Source organism: Embleya australiensis (assembly GCF_051903075.1).
Taxonomy (GTDB): domain Bacteria; phylum Actinomycetota; class Actinomycetes; order Streptomycetales; family Streptomycetaceae; genus Embleya.
In genome coordinates this window covers 758,873-775,908 of record NZ_CP182423.1, presented here as the reverse complement: position 1 = coordinate 775,908, position 17,036 = coordinate 758,873, and the positions used below count along the sequence as shown (strand labels likewise).

Here is a 17,036-nt window from a genome sequence, read left to right as displayed (position 1 = left end):
TGGTGTGCGCCGAAGGCCGGCGGACTCGGACGATCCCCGAACCCCAACCGCTCCGTCGCCGGTCCACTGTAGTACCCCGCCTCATGGGAGTAGCCCGCCGCACCGGATCGGCTCGACCCGACCTCCAGAACGTACGCCTCCCGTCCGCGTCGCGGAGCTACCCCGTCGCGAGCGGCCGGGCGCGGCGCGTCCCGAACGGCGTGCCGTGCACGGCCGCGAACGCCTCCGTGAAGTGCGCGGTGTCGGCGAACCCCCAGCGACGGGCCACCTCGGTGAGTCGCGGGTGCACGGGGGCGCGCCGGTCGAGGTCACGGACGCACGCGTCGACACGCCGCTGCTCGATGATCCGGCCGAGCGCGGCCCCCTCCCCGTCGAAGAGTCGGTGGAGATGGTCCACCGTGATGCGCTGCTGTGCCGCGATGGCCTCTGGGGACAGTCCGGGGTCGCCGAGGTGGGTGTCGATGTAGCCGAGGACCTGGTCGACGAGGTGTACCCGCGGGAGCGCGCCATCGGTTCGTGCGCCGACGGCCCGGCGCTCCTCTTCGAGGACGGTCGCCAGCAGCTCCGCCGTGTGGCCGGCGAGACGCTCGCCGATCCCGGCGGAGACCTGCACGCAGACGTCGGCGAGTCGTGCGACGAAGTCGACGAAGATCCCGCCGACACCGGATCCGGGCGCGATCACCCGACCCGTCGCGTCTTCCAACGCTCCGCCGAGCCGGGCGACGATGTCGTGTGGCAACCGCACGAGGTTCATCGTGAAGTCGTCGAACTGGCGGACGGCGAAGGGACGGCGCATGTCGATGATGGCGGCCTGACCGCCCCTGAGTACGGTGTCGCGGCCGTCCTGCGCGATGGACGCGACGCCCTGACGCTGGAGGACGACGGTCACCGCGCCCAGTGGGTGACGGTCCGTCATCCGGGCGCTGCGGCCGAACCCCAGGCCGCTCGACGCGACGGTGAGGACGCGTGCGTATCCGATCCGGGTGCCGGTGAATACGGCTCCGACCCGACGCCCGCGCGGAACCGTGACCCCGACCGGCCCGAGGGATCGGCGAAACGCGGCTTCGAGGTGCTCACGCGCGTCGCGTTCGTCGTCGAACGTGGTTTCCAGCAGGATGTCCACACCGCCTCCTCACCAGGCCGCGATCATTCGGGGTGCGCCCGTCGCGTACGCACGGACGCGTTGGATCTGGGGCATCAGGTTACGGTCGTGCCTGCCGCGGGCCGGCGGCCGAGGTGGCATCTCGCCGACCGGGGCCCGTGCTCGTGCCCGTGCCCGTCGTCAGGACTGTTGACGGGTGGGGACCGCCGGGTGCGGCCCCTGACCCCGGTCGCGCCACTTTGTCGGAGAAACGCCGTACGTCGCGCGGAAGGCCCGGCTGAAGTGGGCCGGGCTGACGAAGCCCCAGCGTTGCGCGACCGCCGCCACGGTGGGGCTGGTGCGTCCGCGCCTGGCGAGTTCGCGAGCGCACTCCTCGAGACGGCGGCGCTGGATCAGCCTGCCCACGGTGGTGTCCTCGGACTCGAACACCCGGTGCAGGTAGCGCGGCGAGATGCGCTGCGATCGTGCGACGCGCTCCGGCGTGAGGTCGGGATCGCCGAGGTTCGCGTCGATGTACTCCCGTATACGAAGCGTGAGTTCGTCCGACACCGAGGTCGGCGCCGGCGTCGCCGACGGGGCGAGCTCGGTGATCAGGCTCGCCAGCAGTTCCGTGACATTGCCCGCCACTCTTTCGCCCACCGCCGGTGCGAAGGGATCCGGCGAACACGCCAGCGAGGTCAACACGGCTTTGACCACGGCGGAGACCCCGGTGCCCGGGACGATGGCCTGCGCGGTGACGGCACGCAGGTCACGGTCGGCGATGGCCACGGCCCGGCGGGGCACACGGAACGCGTGCACGCGCACGTGGCTCTCGGGTTCGAGGGTGAACGTCCTGTCCGAGTCGACGACGAAGAGTTCGCCCGGGCGCACGAGCGATCCGTGCCCGTCCTGGGCCACCCGGGAGGTGCCGAGATCCTGGAGCCCGACGCCGAGGTACGGGTCGGCCCGGTCCGCGAAGCGCGTGTGAACCGTGTGCGGCGCGCCCGGGTCCGCCTCGATCGTCGCGACCCGGAGGTAGCCGAGCCGGTTCGTGCGGACCACACGTGGCAACGACGCCTGATCGGTGATGCTCACCTGTCGCTCCCTACCTCAGCCCTCGTGTCCCGTGGCGCGCGACTCGCGCCAGTCCCGGGGGGAGACACCGAAGGCGGCGCGAAAGGCCCGGCTGAAATGCGCCGGGTTGGCGAAACCCCAGCGCTGGGCAACGGTGGCGACCTTCACGGTGTCCCGGCCGGTACGCCCGAGTTCCCGACGGCACTCGTACAGGCGACGCCGTTGGATCCAGCGGGCGAGGGTGACGCCTTCCCCCTCGAAGAGCTTGTGCAGATAGCGGACGGATACGTAGTGCGCCGCCGCGATGCGCTCGGGGCTCAGCCCCGGGTCGCCGAGGTGGCAGTTGACGTACCAGCGGATGTCGGCCATCAGTTCGTCGGCACGAGCCGGCTGCGGACTCTCGGCGAGTTCCGCGATCAGCGTCGAGACGAGGTCCGCCACGTGATGGCTCATCCGGTCGAGCGGTACGTGGTCGGACCCCGAGGTTCGGCACAGGGACACCACGGCCGACGAAACGAGGGCGGCGGTGCCGCGCTCGGCGTCGAGGACACGGCCGGTCGCTCGCCGAATGGCCGGGTCCGGTTCGGTCAGCAGTCCCCGGGCGAACGCCACGAGTGCCGGTTCGCAGGCTCCGACGGAGGTGAACGTCGACGGGCGCCGGCCGTCGACGACGAGGAGGGTGCCCGTCGAGAGAACGTCGTCGCCGTCGTCGGTGGTCACGGCGATCGATCCGGAGATGGGGACTACGACCACGATCGTGTCCGTGTCCGCCTCACCCCCGAGGCCGGGGAGCCCGTCCCCGGCCAGGAGGCATACCGTGCGGGCCCGCAGTCCGGAGCGGTTGGCCGACGGGTGGCCGGACGTCGCCTCGGCCCGCGAGGGTTCCGTCACCGTCACAGGCCGCATCGTCACTCCGCCCAAGTCGCCGTCGTACGGCGCTGGACCGGCCGCTCGACGATCGTGCCGCGGCGTCCATGGGTGACGTTAGGTCAACTGACTCACGGGTGAATACAGCTAGCGCCAGGTGTGCAAGGCGACGTGCAGCGTGTCGACGACCTGGATGCGTGCCGCCCGGGAGGCGTGGCTGTCACGCAGCGCGTCGAGGGCGACGAACGCGTGAATCGTCCCGTGGTAGCGCAGCGAGACGACGGGGACACCGGCGGTGCGCAGCCTGGCGGCGTACGCTTCCCCCTCGTCGCGCAGGACGTCGGCCTCCGCGACGAGGATCAGTGCGGGAGGCAGGCCCGCCAGTTCGTCGACACCGGCGCGCAGCGGCGACCCGGTGCTCTCGTCGCGGAGCCCGGGATCGGGGACGTAGCCGTCCACGAACTCGGCATACCAGGACGTCGAGGCCGAGGCATCGGTGGTCGGGCAGATCAGCACCTGCTGAAGCAGCGGCGGACCGCCGTGGCGCCTGGTGGCCAGGGTCAGGCCGGCCACCAGGTTCGCCCCGGTGGACACGCCGACGGCGGCGACGCGACGCGGGTCGAGTCCCACGTCCGCGCCGTGTTCGAAGAGCCACGCGACAATCGTGTGGAGACGCTCCACCGTGGCGGGATGGCGCTCGCCGTGGGGGTGCGGCGGGTCGAGGACGACGACCGCGGCATCCGCGCCGAGCACGAGGTCGCGCTCGAACGCCTGCTGCGGGGGAGCGCCGGTCCGCGTCCGGGACGGGCCGGGCACATACAGGATCACCGGCAGCGGCTCGTCGGCGTCGACGGGGCGCAGGACGCGGACGACCTGACGATCGTCGTGCGCGACGGGCACCGTCAGCCTCGCCTCCTCGACGTCGGGGTCCGCGGCGTGGGTGCCGGACGTGATGTCGGACGTGATGCCGGACGTGATGCCGGACGTCTCCGGGTGCCGTCCCGGGAGGCGATCGTGGGGCCGCACGGTCGAGCGCCCTCCGTCCGCCCCGGTCGAGGCCACGCGCCGGTGCTCGTCCACGAACGCGCGCACCAAGGGTTCGAGCACGACCGGTTCCCGTCCGGGTTGGCGTTCGTGGTCCACGGAGACTCCTGCTTCGGCATGCCCTCGGCCTCTCGACCGACGGGCGCGGCTTCCGATCCCCACCTTACGGAGCGGACCCGATGCGGGGGCCGCCCCTCCGGGGGAACACGTGCCGCTCCGTGCACAGATTCCTCCACCGACCCCAGGCCGCCCCCGACGAGCGCCGCCCGCAACCCACGGTGGGCCGCGACCGGCGCCCGGGGCGCGGGACGGTTACCCGCCCATGCACGCCTTCCACTGACCGCGGGCGAAGGCCTCGCCGCCGGACCAGTAGTTGTTGTTCCAGTCGATGGTGCACCGCTCCAGCTTGGAGTGCGCGTAGGGCGGGTTCGCGTGTGCCGCGGAACCGGCGGTCAGTACGAGCACCGGGGCCAGGACGGCCGCGCCCGCGATGGCAGTGGCGATGCGACGGATCTTCATGGGATCAACTCGCTTTTCCGGTAGGAGAATCGGTGCCGTGGTGCGGCTACGGTCGGACCGGGGTGAGCACGCTCGGGTCGATGATGATCGGTTTGTCGGGACGGAGATCGCCGGGACGGACGAGGTACGTCTGGCGCTTGGCATCGCAGGCCGTGTAGCTCCGCTCGGCGTGCAGCATCGAGTCGATGTGGCTGTGGCCGGTGGTGATCCAGGAGTAGTAGGCGGTGGTGTACACGACATCGCACCGGTAGGCGGCGGCGACGTTGGGGTCGGTGCCGGCCGGAGCCTCGACGGCGGCGGAGGCCGACGCGGCGCCCACGCCCAGCGTGCCTAGGGAGAGTGCGCCGATCGCGACCATGCGAACCAGCCTGGCGCGCCCCCTGGTTTCGGGCGCCGGGTCGGCTCGTTCGCGGAGAATCGTTACGCTGCGTCTGATCTGCATGTTCGTCCCATCTCGTGCGGAGTGCGAGTGGCGCCGCGTCCCGACGGATCGGGACGTGCTTGGACGGCGCGATCCACCGGACCGGTACGGGTGGCCGACCACCGACTGCACCTGATTCGGAACGCGCTGTCGTTATCCTCGCCGTTGCGCTCGAGCAACGAAATCCCACGGATCTGGGAGGTTTCCGGGACTCGACACCAAGTGACGGCCGATTCGCGCCGGTTGCCCCGGGGACCGGCCCGGCGTCTGCGTGTTGTGTTCGCGCCGTGGCGCTGGTGGGCTCGGGTTCGTCGTCCCCGAGATCCTCCGGCGGCTCTTCACCCGGCCGGGGGTGTGCGGGCCAGGACGACGATGTCGTCCTCGTGCAGGCCGGCTGCGACCAGTGTTCCGTCGTGTTCGGCGACGCCGGTCACGAAGGCGTACGAACCGTCGTCCGTGCGCAGGTCGTGGACGAGGCCGCCGTCGAGGTCGAACGCCATTACCCAGGCGATGGGGGCGGCCTCGGGGCGGAACGCCTCGGGGAGGTTCCACACCAGCAGCCGCAGGAAGCCCGGCAGCGGCAACAGCCGGTCCAGCAGCGCGTTTCGGGGTGCCACGATCGATACCCACACCAACCCGTCCCGGCCCAGGCTCATGTTGTCGGGCAGGCCCGGGAGGTTGTCGACGAAGGGCTCCATGCCGCCGGCGTGCGGGCCGGTGAGTCGGTAGCGGCCCACCCGGTACCCGCTGGTCTCGGCCACGAGCAGGTGGGAGGCATCCGGCGCGAGGACGAGGCCGTTGGCGAACTTGAGGTCGTTACGGAGCACGGTGACGGTGCCGTCGCGGTCGCGGCGGACGAGCAGGCCGGTACAGGAGTGCTCCAGGAAGTCGCCGAGGTGGTGTTCCAGGTCCCAGCGGCGTGTGGACACCGTGAACCAGACGGTCCCGTCCGGGCCTTCCACCACGTTGCTCGCGAAGGTGAGCGGCCGGCCCTCGACCGTGTCGACGAGTACTTCGACCGATCCGTCGGCGGACATGCGCAGCAGCCCCCGATCGTGGTCGCACACCAGGACGCCGCCGTCGGCGGAGGGTTCGAGCCCCAGCGGACGGCCTCCGGTGTTCCCGAGCACCGTGCGGGCGCCGGTGGCCGGGTCGATACGCACGACGGTGCCGTCGTCGAGGCCGGCGAGCAATCGGCCCCGCTCGTCGAAGATCACGTCCTCGGGCCCGCGACCGCCGGTCGCGATGCGGCGGTCGACGACGAACCGGCCGGTGACGTGCGTGCGTCCCCCATCGGCGGGGGCCGGGGGAGGAGTCCAGCGGCGGGGCGAGATGAGGCGGCGGGTCGCGGTCATGGTGGGCTCCGTGGCGGGGGGTCGGCGATGCTCGGGGCGGGGCGGGGCGGTGGGTGACGGACTTGTCGTGGGGGGTGGATAACCTGCGGGAATGAGTGATGTGACGTGGGATGCCCTGGCCGCGACACCCCTCCCCGAAGTGCGGCGCCGCGCGGCCGTCATGGACGACCTCGCCGGTGTCGCACCGGTGGCGGTGACCGGCGCACGGCGCCTGGCCTGGAACGACGGCGGCGGACAGTCCGCGGTCTGGTACTTCGCCGAGGACGGCCGTGTGCTGCTGTTGACGTTCGATCACGAGTCGGCGTTGAACCTGTACGCAGAGGAGGACTTCGCGCTTCAGGAGTCCTTCTACCGGGGCGTCCCCGAATCCCTCGTCGCCCTGGTCCGCGACCGTCCCGAGAACTACGAGTCGCTGAACCTCACGGAGTCCGCGACCGGCCGGACGATTCACTACGCCGGCGGTGTGTTCTGGTACGACGGCACGCGCCGGCACGATCGACTCCTTCGTCGAGACCTGACTCTTCGACGCCGAAACCAGGCACGCCGCCGCCGCGAAGGCGATCGGCGGCGGATCGACGATCGCGCCCTCGCCGGGCAAGAAGATCTTCGCCCACCCACCGCGAAAACAGCGACACCCTGCACACCTACGCGGCGCTGACGAGGCCCCAGGACCGGTTTGCCACCACCGACTTCACCGACGCCGCAGCGGCCACCGCGCGAATCGCGCGAAAGTTCGACGCCCGGCAGCCCGCACCGAAACCCGGGTCAGGGCAGCCCTGCGTAGCGCGACGTCGGGCGTGGCGGCGAAGCGGCGCCGGTCGGGCCAGGGGGCCGCACGGGAACCCGGACGTCCCGGTCGGGGATCGGCGACGGGGTTCGTCTTCGGCCGCCGTCGGGGTCGGTGGGGGTCAGGATGGGGGGACCGGGTGGAGGCGGTGGGTGGTCTTGTGGGTGATGATTCGGCCGGCGGTGGGTGGGGCGAAGTGGGTGCCCAGTAGGAGGGTTTCGGTGTCGGCGAGGCGGGCGAGCAGGGCGCGGCGGGTGGCCTCGGATTGCCGGGGGTCGATGTCGACGCAGGCGCCGATGGCCGGGTGGGCGAGTTGGATCGGGTGGTGTACGCAGTCGCCGGTGATCAGCGCCGTCTCACCCCGGCTGGTCACTTCGACGGCGACATGACCGGGGGTGTGGCCGGGCGTCGGGAGCAGGCGCAGGCCCGGGGCGATCCGCGTGCCCTCGGCGGGGACGTCGACCAGGTGGAGCAGGCCGGCCTGTTCCACCGGGATCACCGAGTCGCGGAACATCTGGCGGCGGGCCTCCTCCATGTCGTACCCGGCCCAGAACTCCCGTTCGGCGCGGGCGGTGACGTAGCGGGCCGAGGGGAAGGTGGGTACCCACGCGCCGTCCACCTCCCGGGTGTTCCAGCCGACGTGGTCGGCGTGCAGGTGGGTGAGGACCACCAGGTCGACGGAGTCCGGCGGGAAGCCGGCCGCGGCGAGGCGCTCCGGGTAGTCGGTGTGCAGGTCGTGCCAGGCCGGGTTGGCCCGTTCCTTGCCGTTGCCGATGCCGGTGTCGACGAGTACGCGCAGCCCGTCCACGACGAACGCGAAGCTGTGGCTGTCGATGTGGAGGATGCCGTCGCCGCCGGCGAAGTCGGGGCGCAGCCAGTCCTGTTCGGCCACCACCTCGGGGGTGGCGTCGGGCAGCAGCCATGGCCCGGTCGCCGGCGGCAGTGCGATCTCGTCGATGCGGCGGACGGTGACGTCGCCGATGGTCCAGGAAGGGATGCCGGTGGCGGAGGGGGTCTGCATGATCGATCGTCTCCTTTGTTCTTCAGTGGAGGTGGCCGGTCGCGGGGTGGGCCTCGGCCGTTCTGCGCCGTGACGCGGTGAGTGCCGCGAGGGCGGCTACGGCGAGGAGGGCGGCGGCGACGGCGTAGGCGTGGGTTGTGGCCCCGAGCCCGTAGTGCCGGGTGGCGGCGCCCGCAGCGATGGCGGGCAGGCTCATGGAGAGATAGGCGAGGACGTAGTAGGCGGCCAGGGTCGCGGCGCGGTCCCGCGCGTCGAGCGAGGCGAGGAGCAGGCGCAGCGCCCCCTGGGAGACGGCGCCGAAGGCTGCGCCGGCCAGGGCCGCGCCGCCGTGGACGGCGGGCAGTCCGCCACCGTGCAGGCCGCTCAGGGTCAGGGCCGTGGCGGGCAGGATCGACAGGCTGCCGCCGACCGCGATGGTGCGGGGCTCGGCGCGGCGCAGCGCCCACACGGTGACCACGGCGGTGGCGCCGAAGACGAAGAACACCATGCCGCGGGCGGCCTGCGGGGCGTCCGGGTCTATCAGGCGTACCAGGGCCGGGCCCAGCGAGGAGTAGAAGCCGCCCAGTGCCCAGATGGCGACGATCGCGGTGCCGGTGGTCAGCAGAGTGCGGCGCGCCCCGGGCGGGACGCCGAGGTGTGGTCGCAGCGAACGCAGCGCGCCCGCACGGCGAGGGGCCGTCTCCGCGGTGAACACGACCGCGATCACCTGGGCGGCGAACAGCGCGGCCATCAGTGCGTAGACGGTGACCGTGGGGGCCGGCGCGGCAAGGACGAGGAGGGTGGAGACCAGGACGCCCGCGGCCATGCCGGCGACGGGAGCGATGGTGTTGGTCAGGGCCGACCGGCCTGGGTACCGGGGGTTTTCCAGGTCGAGCAGGGCCGCGCCCGCGGCGCCGGTGGCCGCGCCGGTGGCCAGTCCCTGGAGCAGGCGCGCCGCCGTCAGGGAGCCCGCGCCGTCCGCCGAGGCCAGGAGAACCATGGAGGCGGCCTCCACGATCAAGGCACCCGCCAGGACGGGGCGCCGCCCCACGTGGTCGGACAGCGCTCCCGTGGTGAGCAGGGCCGCGAGCAGCGCCAGTGAGTAAGCGCTGAACACCACGGTGACCGCGAGCGCGGAAAGGCCCCACCGCTCCTGATAGAGGGGGTACAGCGGGGTCGGGGCGCTGGAGGCGGCCAGGAGGGCCGCGAGGATCGACGTGTCCAGGGCGAAGGACACCGCGCGGTTTTTCCTGCCCGTACGCCCGGCCCGGAGGAGGCAGTGCGCGGGTGCGCCGGATGTGCCGCCGGACATGGGACTGGGACTCCTTCCCATAAAAGCTATGGATTTGCTTTAAGTGACGGTAGGTCCTACCGTCGCACTAAAGCAAATCGTTGGCTTTTGACGCCGGGGTGCATCGCCACTCCGGCCCCGACCGAAAGAGGGATCCGTGTCCTTCGCCGAACTCACGCCGCCCGAGGCCGCCCGCTGGGCCGCCCGGGCCGGACTTGTGCTGCCGGGCGACCGCCACGCCGCGGTCGCGGCCACCGCCGACCACATCCACTCCGTCGTGGCGACCCTGCGCGAGCTGGACTTCGGGGACACCCCGCCCGGCAGCGCGTACCGAGCGGGAGGGGAGCAGCCCGATGCAGCCGTATGAGCTGACCCTCGCCGCCGCCGCGACCGAGATCCGCGAACGGCGACTGTCCCCCGTCGAACTGGTCGACTCGGTCCTCGAACGCATCGACCGGGTGGAGCCGCACGTCGAGGCGTACGTCACGGTCACCGCCGAGCAGGCCCGCCGCACGGCGCGCGAGGCCGAGCGCGAGCCGGCCCGGGGCGGGTACCGGGGGCCGCTGCACGGCATCCCGGCCGCTCTCAAGGACCTGATCGACGTCGCCGGCATGCCCACCACGGCAAGCTCCCGGGTCCGGGCCGACCACCGTGCCGCCGCCGACGCCGCGGTGGCCGCCCGGCTGCGGGCCGCCGGCGCCGTCCTGGTCGGCAAGACCCACACCCACGAGTTCGCCTACGGTCTGACCACCCCGCAGACCGGCAACGCCTGGGACCACGACCGGATCGCCGGCGGCTCCAGCGGCGGGTCCGCGGTCGCGGTGGCCGCCGGCGCGGCGACCTTCGCCCTCGGCACCGACACCGGCGGCTCGATCCGGGTGCCCGCCGCACTGAACGGCGTGGTCGGTCTCAAGCCCACCTACGGGCTGGTGCCCCGTGCCGGCGTCACCTCCCTGTCCTGGTCCCTCGACCACGTCGGGCCGATCACCCGCACCGTCGAGGACGCGGCCCTGGTCCTGCCCGCGCTCACCGGGCGCGACCCCGCCTTGCCGACGGTCGACCCGGACCCGGACCCGGACCCGGGCCCGGACCCCGGCCCGGATCCGGACCTGACGGGCGTGCGCGTCGGCGTACCGAGCAACTACTACTTCGACCACGTCGACTCACAGGTGGCCGCCGCCGTCCACCACGCGATCGCCCGGCTGGAGGCCCTGGGCGCTCGGCTCGTCGAGGTCGACATCCCGATGACCCGCTACATCCAGGCCACCCAGTGGGGCCTGATGGTGCCGGAGGCCACGGCCTACCACGAGCGCACCCTGCGCACCGTGCCCGAGCTGTACCAGGCCGACGTCCGGATCCTCCTGGAGGCCGGCGAGCTGATGGGCGCGGGCGACTACCTGCGTGCCCAGCGCGCCCGCACGCTGATGCGCGACGCGTGGGCCCGCCTCTTGGCGGAGGTCGACGTGATCGCCGCGCCGACGGTCCCGATAACCGCGGTACGGGCCGGCCAGGAAACCGTCACATGGGCCGACGGCACGGTCGAGAGCGTCTCCGACGCCTACGTACGCCTGTCCTCCCCGGCGAACATCACCGGAGTGCCCGCCCTGTCCGTCCCGGTCGGCCACGACACGGGGGGCATGCCCATCGGCATGCAGCTGCTCGGTCGGCCCTTCGGCGAGCGCATGCTGCTGAGGGTGGGCCACGCCTACGAGCGCACACAGCCCGCCCCAACGCTCGCGCCGGTCGGCTGAGCACGGCGTGACCGGCGAGGCCGGAGTGCCCGGAGTGGCCGGCAAGCCCCGGCGCAGCCGTCAAGCACCTCCCTAAACGCAAGAATTGTGCTTTAAGGTGGTGCCATGAGTCGCAGGCAGATGGTGCGCCCCGGCGGGCGCAGCGCCCGGGTCCAGGCCGCGGTGCACTCCGCCGTGCGCGAACTCCTGTCGGAGGTGGGGCGCGACGCGCTGACCGTCCCCCTGGTCGCCCAGCGCGCCGACGTCACCCCGTCGACGATCTACCGGCGCTGGGGCGACCTACAGGAACTGCTGTCGGACGTCGCGGTGGAACGGCTGCGCCCCGACGGCGAACCGGAGGACCACGGCGACCTGCGCGCCGACCTGACGGCCTGGGCCGAGCAGTTCCTCGACGAGATGACGTCCGCCTCGGGCCGCGCCTACATCCGCGACGCCCTGCTCGGCGACCCGGACGGCAGCAACGCCGGCCAGTGCTCGGCCTACGCGGCCGAACAGATCGACGCCATCCTCGTGCGTGCGGCCGACCGCGGCGAGAACACCCCCGACGCCGAGACGGCCATGGACCGCGTCGTCGCCCCCATGATGTACCGCATCCTCTTCCGCCCGGCCGGCCTCGACACCGCGTATGCCCACCGCCTGGTGGCCGACCTCCTCGACGCACGCCCGGAAGCCGACCGGTAACGGGCGACGGCGACCGATCCGGATCATGACGGACACCTCTCACACGGAAGCCGCCCGCCGTGATCCCGTCCACCGTCGTCTACTCGACGGGCGGTCCCGCGACGGCACCGCCGACCGTCGGGATCAGGCGTCCGGCGTCGGAGATTTGCTGCGGCGTGGCGGGGGTTGCCGGTGCGGGTGCTGCGCAGGCGTTTGAAGTCGACGCTGAGCGCGAGGGCGTTGGCGGAGCCCACCCTTCATGGTGGATATGGCTCATGGTGGACCGGACCGGATCGGGTTGGGTCAGGTCAGGTCGATTGTCAGGCGGTCGTCGTCCCTGGTCGGGTGTTCGATGGTGATTGTGCCGGTGGCGGCGATGTAGGTGTCGGTGCCGCCGGTTACCGCGAAGATGTGTGACCACGGTGTGTAGGTCAGTGCGATTTCGGTGACCGACGGCAGGGGGCGTGGGAATCCGGAAGCGGCGGTGATCAGGCCGCCGTTCAGGCTCAGGACGAGGTTCGAGACGACGAAGGCGCCGTCCGGCCCGACCGTCACCGGGACGGTGAACGCGCTTTCCGTGCCCGCCGCCTTCCCGTCCGCGTCGGTCAGGTCGTAGCGCACGAAGTATCCGGCGCCCGGTGTCAGCACGTTCGGGATGTTCGCGCCCGATCGCTTGCCGGTCAGGGTGAACTTCCCGGCCCGGGACGGCGCGGCGCCGGCGGCACCCCCGGCGCCGATGACCAGGCCCGTGCCGACCGCGGCGGCCGAGGTCAGGCGCAGAGCGCTCCGGCGGTCGATACTCGTACGGTCGGCACTCGTCATGTGTACCCCGCGTTCGTCGTGGGACCGGCGCGCGGATCCGCACACCGTGGCGAGGACTTCCTCCCCCATCGGCACGACAACCCCTCCGCCGCTCAGCCGGATTCACCGCAATGGGCGAACGTCCCTCGTGCCCCCGTACAGCGCCCGGCTCGCCTATGTGCCCTCGGGCAGCCCTCGCGTCGACCAACCGGTCCCGATGCTCAGCCATCTGTCGCCCGGCCGGGCCTCGCGGGACCAGCTGACGGTCTCGAAGGAGTGCAATCGGCCACGCAGCAGCGCGTGGCGGGGGAGCGTGACCCCGAATTCGTCGGCGATCGCCCGGAGCATGTGGTCCTCGCCAGGGCGTCGGTCGCGCTCCTCCGACCCGGCGGTCGCGACCTCGGCGAGCATCGTGTCCGGGTCGAACGCGCGGGGCAGCGTGCCGGCGCGGGTCACCACCGGTGTGCGTGCCGGCCCGTCCTCGGTCGCCGCGAGGATTGGCGGCATCGTCACGGTGAGGGCGTACTCGATCTCGCCGTCCCGGGCCATGGAGAGGTGGAACGCAGGCGGTTCCCAGGGCCCGCCCGGCTCCAGGCGGGAGCCGGGGACGCACCACACCGCCACGGCCCGCGCGCCCGAAGCCGATCGTGATGCCCGGGCGGCCGGGCTGCGCAGCCGGTCCGCGTCGGGGGCACCGGACTCGGGAGCGAACGCGAAGGCCCATCCGGGCGAGCCCGCCCGGCCCACCACCATGACGGCGCGGTCGTCCCACGGATCGGCGGAGCACAGGTGTCCCGACGCCATGCGGCGTTCGATCAACTCATCCGAAGTGGCCGAGGCGGCAAGCCCGTTCTGCTCCTCGTGACCGAACAGATCCACCAGACGCGCCGGTTCGACACCTTCGACCAGTACGAAGCGGTGGCCGCCGTGGAAGGGCCAGGTCTGCCCGGCGAGCCAGTCCAGGCCCTCGGGGTCCAGGTCCGGCCCCGGCTCGGGCGGCGCGCCGGTGCGGCCCGCGCGAGGCACCGCAAGCAACTCCCGGCCGCGCTCCGGCGTGATCACCGGGGCGAGCAGTGGATCCGCGAGCAGACCGACCGGCGCCACGATGTCCCGGGTGGGCGGGGTCCAGTGCGCGAGGCCGTCGCGCAGCACCCGCCATGCGCCGTCGGTGTCGCCCCACCGAGCGGCTTCACGCGCCCGCGACACGACGGCGCCGAAGGGGCCGGGGGGTTCGTAGACGAACGTGGCGTCGGCGATGCTTTGGGCCAACTCGCGTACCTCCTCGGGTAGTTCATTGATCACCTCGTGCGGTCGCCGCCACGAGCGGCGGATCTCCAGGGCCACGCACGCCGGCAGGATCTCGGTGGGTTCGTCCGAGCCCCCGTGCAGGCGATACGCCCCCGGCCAGGCATCGAACTTCCCGAGGAACGCGCACAGTTGGCGCCCGAGTTCTCCCGCGCCGGGACGACCGAACGCCCCGGCGCGAGTGAAGACTTCGGCCGCTTGTTCCCATCGCCCGGCAAGCACGTCCTCGCGGGCCTGTTCCACCTCCGCGTCCAGCGCTCGGGTGGTGTCGTTGACCATGCCACTGCCCGCGGCCAGTGCGTGGAACTCCCGGTACTTGTCCTGCATGAAGGCGCGGAAGGACTCGAAACGCTTCGCCGACTCGGCTCTCCAACTGTGCCAGGAGTAGACCGCCCACTCGCCGTCCGGGCCGACGTCGCCCGGATCGAGCATCAGGATGCCCGCATCCGCCTCGGCGTCGATTCGCAGGGCCCGGTGCCACATCCGGGACCGGTGGATCATTTCCTCGGTGGGGTCGTCGTCCTCCCAGAGGTAGCCGTCGTATTCGGTGTACTCCTCGGCTTCCGCCCGGCTCAGCGGGGCGACCTCGGCCGTACCGGACAGCCGCATCACGAAGTTCCCCGCGTTCAGCCAGCCGTCGGTGAGTGCCAGGAACGAGCGGTACGAGGGCGGCAGGCGTCGACCGATTCGCGTCTCCAGGGCGGCCAACCGCTCCTCGTCGGCGCCGGGGAAGCCCAACCACCGGCGCCGCCATGCCGCCAGGTTGTCGCCCGCGAGGTGGTCGGAGTCTCGGGCATCCGCCCACTCGGCACTCCAACGCGCGAGGAAGTCGGGCCAGTCGTCCGCATGATCTGGTTCGGTCATGGTCATGTCCCCGATGGTTGCAGCCCCCACCGACGAAGTGGCTTCGGGCGGGCGGGGATTGCGCTCGATTACAGCCGGCCGGTGGCGAGCCAGATGGTCGCGGCGGCAGCGGTGACGAGCCCGATGTTGAGGGTGATTCGGCGGTCTTCGCCGGTCAAGTGGACGGCGATCGCGCCTATTTGCAGCACGGTGAGCCCGATCGCCACGGCCAGGGCAAGCCAGGGGGCGATGCCGGTCGCCGGCGGGAGGAGCAGGCCGACGGCGCCCAGCACTTCGACCGTTCCCAGTGCCCTGACGGCGGGCAGCGGTATCCGGTCCACCCAAGCCATCATCGGCCGGAGCAACTCGGGGCTGCGGACCATTTTGAGCCCACCCGCGTAGAGGTAGAAGAAGGCGAGCAGGCCGGCGACGATCCAATAGGCGATGTTCATGATCTCCGTTCGGGGTCACCGCATGGGGGTGACCCGCCGGGTCCGGGGCGGCCCGGGGGTCGTGGATGGGCGTGTGTGAGCGATCCGGGCGCCGAAGGGCTGCCGAGGGATTGGGGGCGCCCGGTCACGCCACCGGCTTCAGGCGAAGTCGGTGGTGGCCACGGTGGCGTAGCGGCTCATCGTCTCGAGGCCGGCCCGTGGCGCCGGCGGTTCGCCGTCCGCGGCCAGGGCCTGGAGGTCTCGGAAGTACTGCACGTACAGGTCGGGCGTGAACATGCTGAGCAGGACGGCGGGTTGGTCGGTCGGGTTGGCGAAGGTATGCGGGGCTCCGCGCGGGACGACCACGAGTGTGCCCGCGGTCGCCTCGTGCCGCGTGTCCCCGATGGTGAACACCAGCGTGCCCGAGACGATGTAGAAGCCCTCGTCGTGCAGGGCATGGCGGTGTTGCGGCGGCCCCGAGGTGTGCGGGGCGAGGATGGATTCGGTGACCCCGAGACGGTGCTCCGTGTGGCTGCCGTCCTCGAGGACTCGCATGCGCGTGGTGGCCATGATGATCACCTCGCCGTCGTCGGGGCCGACCACCGAGACACCGGGGTGGGCGGCCTGCGGTTCACCGGATTTCGCTTCAGCGGATGTGTTCTCGTAGGACATGCTCCAAGTGCACCGCCGGGGCTCGGTCGCTGTCCAAGACCCATTCCGGCACGCCGATACCGTACGGGTATCGTTGCAGCGTGGAGCTACGTACCCTGCGCTACTTCGTGGCGGTCGCCGAGGAACTCCACTTCGGCCGGGCCGCGGCTCGGCTGCACATGAGCCAGCCGCCGCTGAGCCGCGCGATCAAGCAATTGGAGACCGAGGTCGGGGCCGCGCTGTTCACCCGCTCGCCCGGCGGTGTCACGCTCACCCCGGTGGGGGCGACACTGCTCGACGAGGCGCGGGCCCTGCTCGGGCAGGCCGACCTCCTCCGCGTGCGCGTGGCGGCGGCGGCCGGCCTGGCGGGCATCACCGTGGGCATCCTGGGGGACAGCAGCGATCCCGACATCACCAGGCTGGCCACCGCCTTCCGCCGCAGCCACCCCGGCGTCGACATCCGCATCCGCGACGCGGACCTGACCGACCCGACCTGTGGGCTGCGCGCCGGGTTGGTCGATGTGGCCCTGACGCGTGCGCCGTTCGACGAGACGGCCTTGACGGTGCGCGAGTTGCGCGCGGATCCGGTCGGTGCGGTACTGCGCGCCGACGATCCGCTGACCCGACGCGACCGTCTGGAGATCGCCGATCTGGGCGACCGCCGCTGGTTCCAGTTCCCACCGGGCACCGACCCGATCTGGCAGTCGTATTGGAACGGCGGCGAGCCGCGCGAGGGCCCGGTGGTGCGCGTCGTCCAGGAATGTGTGCAGGCCGTGCTCTGGAACAGCACCGTCGGTCTGGCTCCGCTCGGACACGGCCTGGCGGGGAACGTGCTGCCCGAGAACCTGACCGTGGTTCCGCTGGTCGACATGGCGCCGAGCCGGGTGGTCGCGGTGTGGAACGACGGCGACAGCAACCCGTTGATCCGCTCCTTCGTCGAGATCGCGACGGCGGCGTACCGCCGCTGAGCGCGCGAGCGGCCATGGCCCGGCTGGGGCGGGTGCTTGCGTGCGGTGCGCGGAGGGTTCGGGCATCGACGCGGCCGAACCGGATCCCGTCGGCGATGGTCCTTCCGGGATTCGGGGTCTGCGGGGCGGTGCTCCGGGCGTGCCGGTGCCGCCCGCCCCCGGCATTGCGGTGCATGCCTCCCGGCCG

Annotated in this window: 18 protein-coding genes and 1 pseudogene; 5 read left to right on the top strand and 14 right to left on the bottom strand. The window is 72.1% G+C overall.

Going from position 1 to position 17,036, the window contains the following annotated elements:
* Positions 1-157: 157 nt before the first annotated feature.
* From ACMXN5_RS33570 to ACMXN5_RS33535, 8 genes and pseudogenes are all read right to left on the bottom strand, one after another.
* Positions 158-1,123 (bottom strand): helix-turn-helix domain-containing protein, encoded by a 966-nt coding sequence (locus ACMXN5_RS33570; RefSeq protein WP_439678661.1) that lies wholly within the window; start codon positions 1,121-1,123, stop codon positions 158-160.
* A 159-nt stretch (positions 1,124-1,282) separates the two neighbouring features.
* A complete protein-coding gene (locus ACMXN5_RS33565) occupies positions 1,283-2,176 on the bottom strand; it encodes a helix-turn-helix domain-containing protein (protein WP_439678660.1) in 894 nt (297 codons plus the stop codon).
* 15 nt (positions 2,177-2,191) lie between these two features.
* On the bottom strand, positions 2,192-2,524 hold the full coding sequence (locus ACMXN5_RS33560) for a helix-turn-helix domain-containing protein (protein WP_439681334.1): 333 nt from the start codon (positions 2,522-2,524) through the stop codon (positions 2,192-2,194).
* A gap of 57 nt (positions 2,525-2,581) precedes the next feature.
* Positions 2,582-3,106: pseudogene (locus tag ACMXN5_RS33555) on the bottom strand (hypothetical protein); the annotation flags it as partial.
* A 63-nt stretch (positions 3,107-3,169) separates the two neighbouring features.
* Positions 3,170-4,165: an alpha/beta hydrolase gene (locus ACMXN5_RS33550; RefSeq protein ID WP_439678659.1), complete on the bottom strand. Its 996-nt coding sequence runs from the start codon at positions 4,163-4,165 to the stop codon at positions 3,170-3,172.
* Between the two features lie 213 nt (positions 4,166-4,378).
* Positions 4,379-4,585, bottom strand: a complete 207-nt coding sequence (locus ACMXN5_RS33545) for a hypothetical protein (RefSeq protein WP_395795462.1) — start codon at positions 4,583-4,585, stop codon at positions 4,379-4,381.
* Positions 4,586-4,631: 46 nt separating this feature from the next.
* Positions 4,632-4,943, bottom strand: a complete 312-nt coding sequence (locus ACMXN5_RS33540) for a hypothetical protein (protein ID WP_439678658.1) — start codon at positions 4,941-4,943, stop codon at positions 4,632-4,634.
* A gap of 401 nt (positions 4,944-5,344) precedes the next feature.
* Complete coding sequence (locus ACMXN5_RS33535) at positions 5,345-6,361, bottom strand: SMP-30/gluconolactonase/LRE family protein (protein WP_439678657.1); 1,017 nt, start codon at positions 6,359-6,361, stop codon at positions 5,345-5,347.
* A 91-nt stretch (positions 6,362-6,452) separates the two neighbouring features.
* Between ACMXN5_RS33535 and ACMXN5_RS33530 the strand changes: the two genes are divergently transcribed.
* Complete coding sequence (locus tag ACMXN5_RS33530; RefSeq protein WP_439678656.1) at positions 6,453-7,019, top strand: hypothetical protein; 567 nt, start codon at positions 6,453-6,455, stop codon at positions 7,017-7,019.
* 250 nt (positions 7,020-7,269) lie between these two features.
* Here the strand turns inward: ACMXN5_RS33530 and ACMXN5_RS33525 are convergent, their stop codons facing one another.
* Positions 7,270-8,169, bottom strand: a complete 900-nt coding sequence (locus ACMXN5_RS33525; protein WP_439678655.1) for an MBL fold metallo-hydrolase — start codon at positions 8,167-8,169, stop codon at positions 7,270-7,272.
* A gap of 22 nt (positions 8,170-8,191) precedes the next feature.
* Positions 8,192-9,460, bottom strand: coding sequence for an MFS transporter (locus tag ACMXN5_RS33520; RefSeq protein ID WP_439678654.1), 1,269 nt, complete (start codon positions 9,458-9,460; stop codon positions 8,192-8,194).
* A 136-nt stretch (positions 9,461-9,596) separates the two neighbouring features.
* On the opposite strand from ACMXN5_RS33520, the gene ACMXN5_RS33515 reads away from it, so the two are divergent.
* The 3 genes from ACMXN5_RS33515 to ACMXN5_RS33505 all read left to right on the top strand — a co-directional run bounded on the left by ACMXN5_RS33515 (position 9,597) and on the right by ACMXN5_RS33505 (position 11,871).
* On the top strand, positions 9,597-9,806 hold the full coding sequence (locus ACMXN5_RS33515) for a hypothetical protein (protein WP_439678653.1): 210 nt from the start codon (positions 9,597-9,599) through the stop codon (positions 9,804-9,806).
* The gene (locus ACMXN5_RS33510) at positions 9,793-11,190 is read left to right on the top strand and encodes an amidase (RefSeq protein ID WP_439678652.1); all 1,398 of its coding nucleotides are present in this window, start codon (positions 9,793-9,795) and stop codon (positions 11,188-11,190) included. Before ACMXN5_RS33515 ends, ACMXN5_RS33510 begins: the two co-directional genes overlap by 14 nt.
* Before the next feature lie 105 nt (positions 11,191-11,295).
* Positions 11,296-11,871 carry a TetR/AcrR family transcriptional regulator gene (locus ACMXN5_RS33505; protein ID WP_439678651.1) on the top strand — a complete coding sequence of 192 codons (576 nt, stop codon included), beginning with the start codon at positions 11,296-11,298 and terminating at the stop codon, positions 11,869-11,871.
* A 282-nt stretch (positions 11,872-12,153) separates the two neighbouring features.
* On the opposite strand, the gene ACMXN5_RS33500 is transcribed toward ACMXN5_RS33505, so the two are convergent.
* The 4 genes from ACMXN5_RS33500 to ACMXN5_RS33485 form a co-directional block, all read right to left on the bottom strand.
* Positions 12,154-12,741 carry a hypothetical protein gene (locus ACMXN5_RS33500; protein WP_439678650.1) on the bottom strand — a complete coding sequence of 196 codons (588 nt, stop codon included), beginning with the start codon at positions 12,739-12,741 and terminating at the stop codon, positions 12,154-12,156.
* A gap of 84 nt (positions 12,742-12,825) precedes the next feature.
* Positions 12,826-14,820, bottom strand: coding sequence for an SMI1/KNR4 family protein (locus ACMXN5_RS33495; RefSeq protein ID WP_439678649.1), 1,995 nt, complete (start codon positions 14,818-14,820; stop codon positions 12,826-12,828).
* A 68-nt stretch (positions 14,821-14,888) separates the two neighbouring features.
* Positions 14,889-15,251 carry a DoxX family protein gene (locus ACMXN5_RS33490; RefSeq protein ID WP_439678648.1) on the bottom strand — a complete coding sequence of 121 codons (363 nt, stop codon included), beginning with the start codon at positions 15,249-15,251 and terminating at the stop codon, positions 14,889-14,891.
* 138 nt (positions 15,252-15,389) lie between these two features.
* A complete protein-coding gene (locus tag ACMXN5_RS33485) occupies positions 15,390-15,902 on the bottom strand; it encodes a cupin domain-containing protein (RefSeq protein WP_439678647.1) in 513 nt (170 codons plus the stop codon).
* 95 nt (positions 15,903-15,997) lie between these two features.
* Between ACMXN5_RS33485 and ACMXN5_RS33480 the strand changes: the two genes are divergently transcribed.
* Positions 15,998-16,849, top strand: a complete 852-nt coding sequence (locus tag ACMXN5_RS33480; protein WP_439681333.1) for a LysR family transcriptional regulator — start codon at positions 15,998-16,000, stop codon at positions 16,847-16,849.
* Positions 16,850-17,036: the final 187 nt, after the last annotated feature.

Excerpts from the sequence above, each read along its gene's own strand:
- ACMXN5_RS33540 (WP_439678658.1), bottom strand. The coding sequence starts at position 4,943 with ATGGTCGCGATCGGCGCACTCTCCCTAGGCACGCTGGGCGTGGGCGCC.
- ACMXN5_RS33545 (WP_395795462.1), bottom strand. The coding sequence starts at position 4,585 with ATGAAGATCCGTCGCATCGCCACTGCCATCGCGGGCGCGGCCGTCCTG.
- ACMXN5_RS33495 (WP_439678649.1), bottom strand. The coding sequence starts at position 14,820 with ATGACCGAACCAGATCATGCGGACGACTGGCCCGACTTCCTCGCGCGT.
- ACMXN5_RS33535 (WP_439678657.1), bottom strand. The coding sequence starts at position 6,361 with ATGACCGCGACCCGCCGCCTCATCTCGCCCCGCCGCTGGACTCCTCCC.
- ACMXN5_RS33490 (WP_439678648.1), bottom strand. The coding sequence starts at position 15,251 with ATGAACATCGCCTATTGGATCGTCGCCGGCCTGCTCGCCTTCTTCTAC.
- ACMXN5_RS33505 (WP_439678651.1), top strand. The coding sequence starts at position 11,296 with ATGAGTCGCAGGCAGATGGTGCGCCCCGGCGGGCGCAGCGCCCGGGTC.
- ACMXN5_RS33520 (WP_439678654.1), bottom strand. The coding sequence starts at position 9,460 with ATGTCCGGCGGCACATCCGGCGCACCCGCGCACTGCCTCCTCCGGGCC.
- ACMXN5_RS33560 (WP_439681334.1), bottom strand. The coding sequence starts at position 2,524 with ATGGCCGACATCCGCTGGTACGTCAACTGCCACCTCGGCGACCCGGGG.
- ACMXN5_RS33525 (WP_439678655.1), bottom strand. The coding sequence starts at position 8,169 with ATGCAGACCCCCTCCGCCACCGGCATCCCTTCCTGGACCATCGGCGAC.
- ACMXN5_RS33530 (WP_439678656.1), top strand. The coding sequence starts at position 6,453 with ATGAGTGATGTGACGTGGGATGCCCTGGCCGCGACACCCCTCCCCGAA.
- ACMXN5_RS33510 (WP_439678652.1), top strand. The coding sequence starts at position 9,793 with ATGCAGCCGTATGAGCTGACCCTCGCCGCCGCCGCGACCGAGATCCGC.
- ACMXN5_RS33500 (WP_439678650.1), bottom strand. The coding sequence starts at position 12,741 with ATGGGGGAGGAAGTCCTCGCCACGGTGTGCGGATCCGCGCGCCGGTCC.
- ACMXN5_RS33485 (WP_439678647.1), bottom strand. The coding sequence starts at position 15,902 with ATGTCCTACGAGAACACATCCGCTGAAGCGAAATCCGGTGAACCGCAG.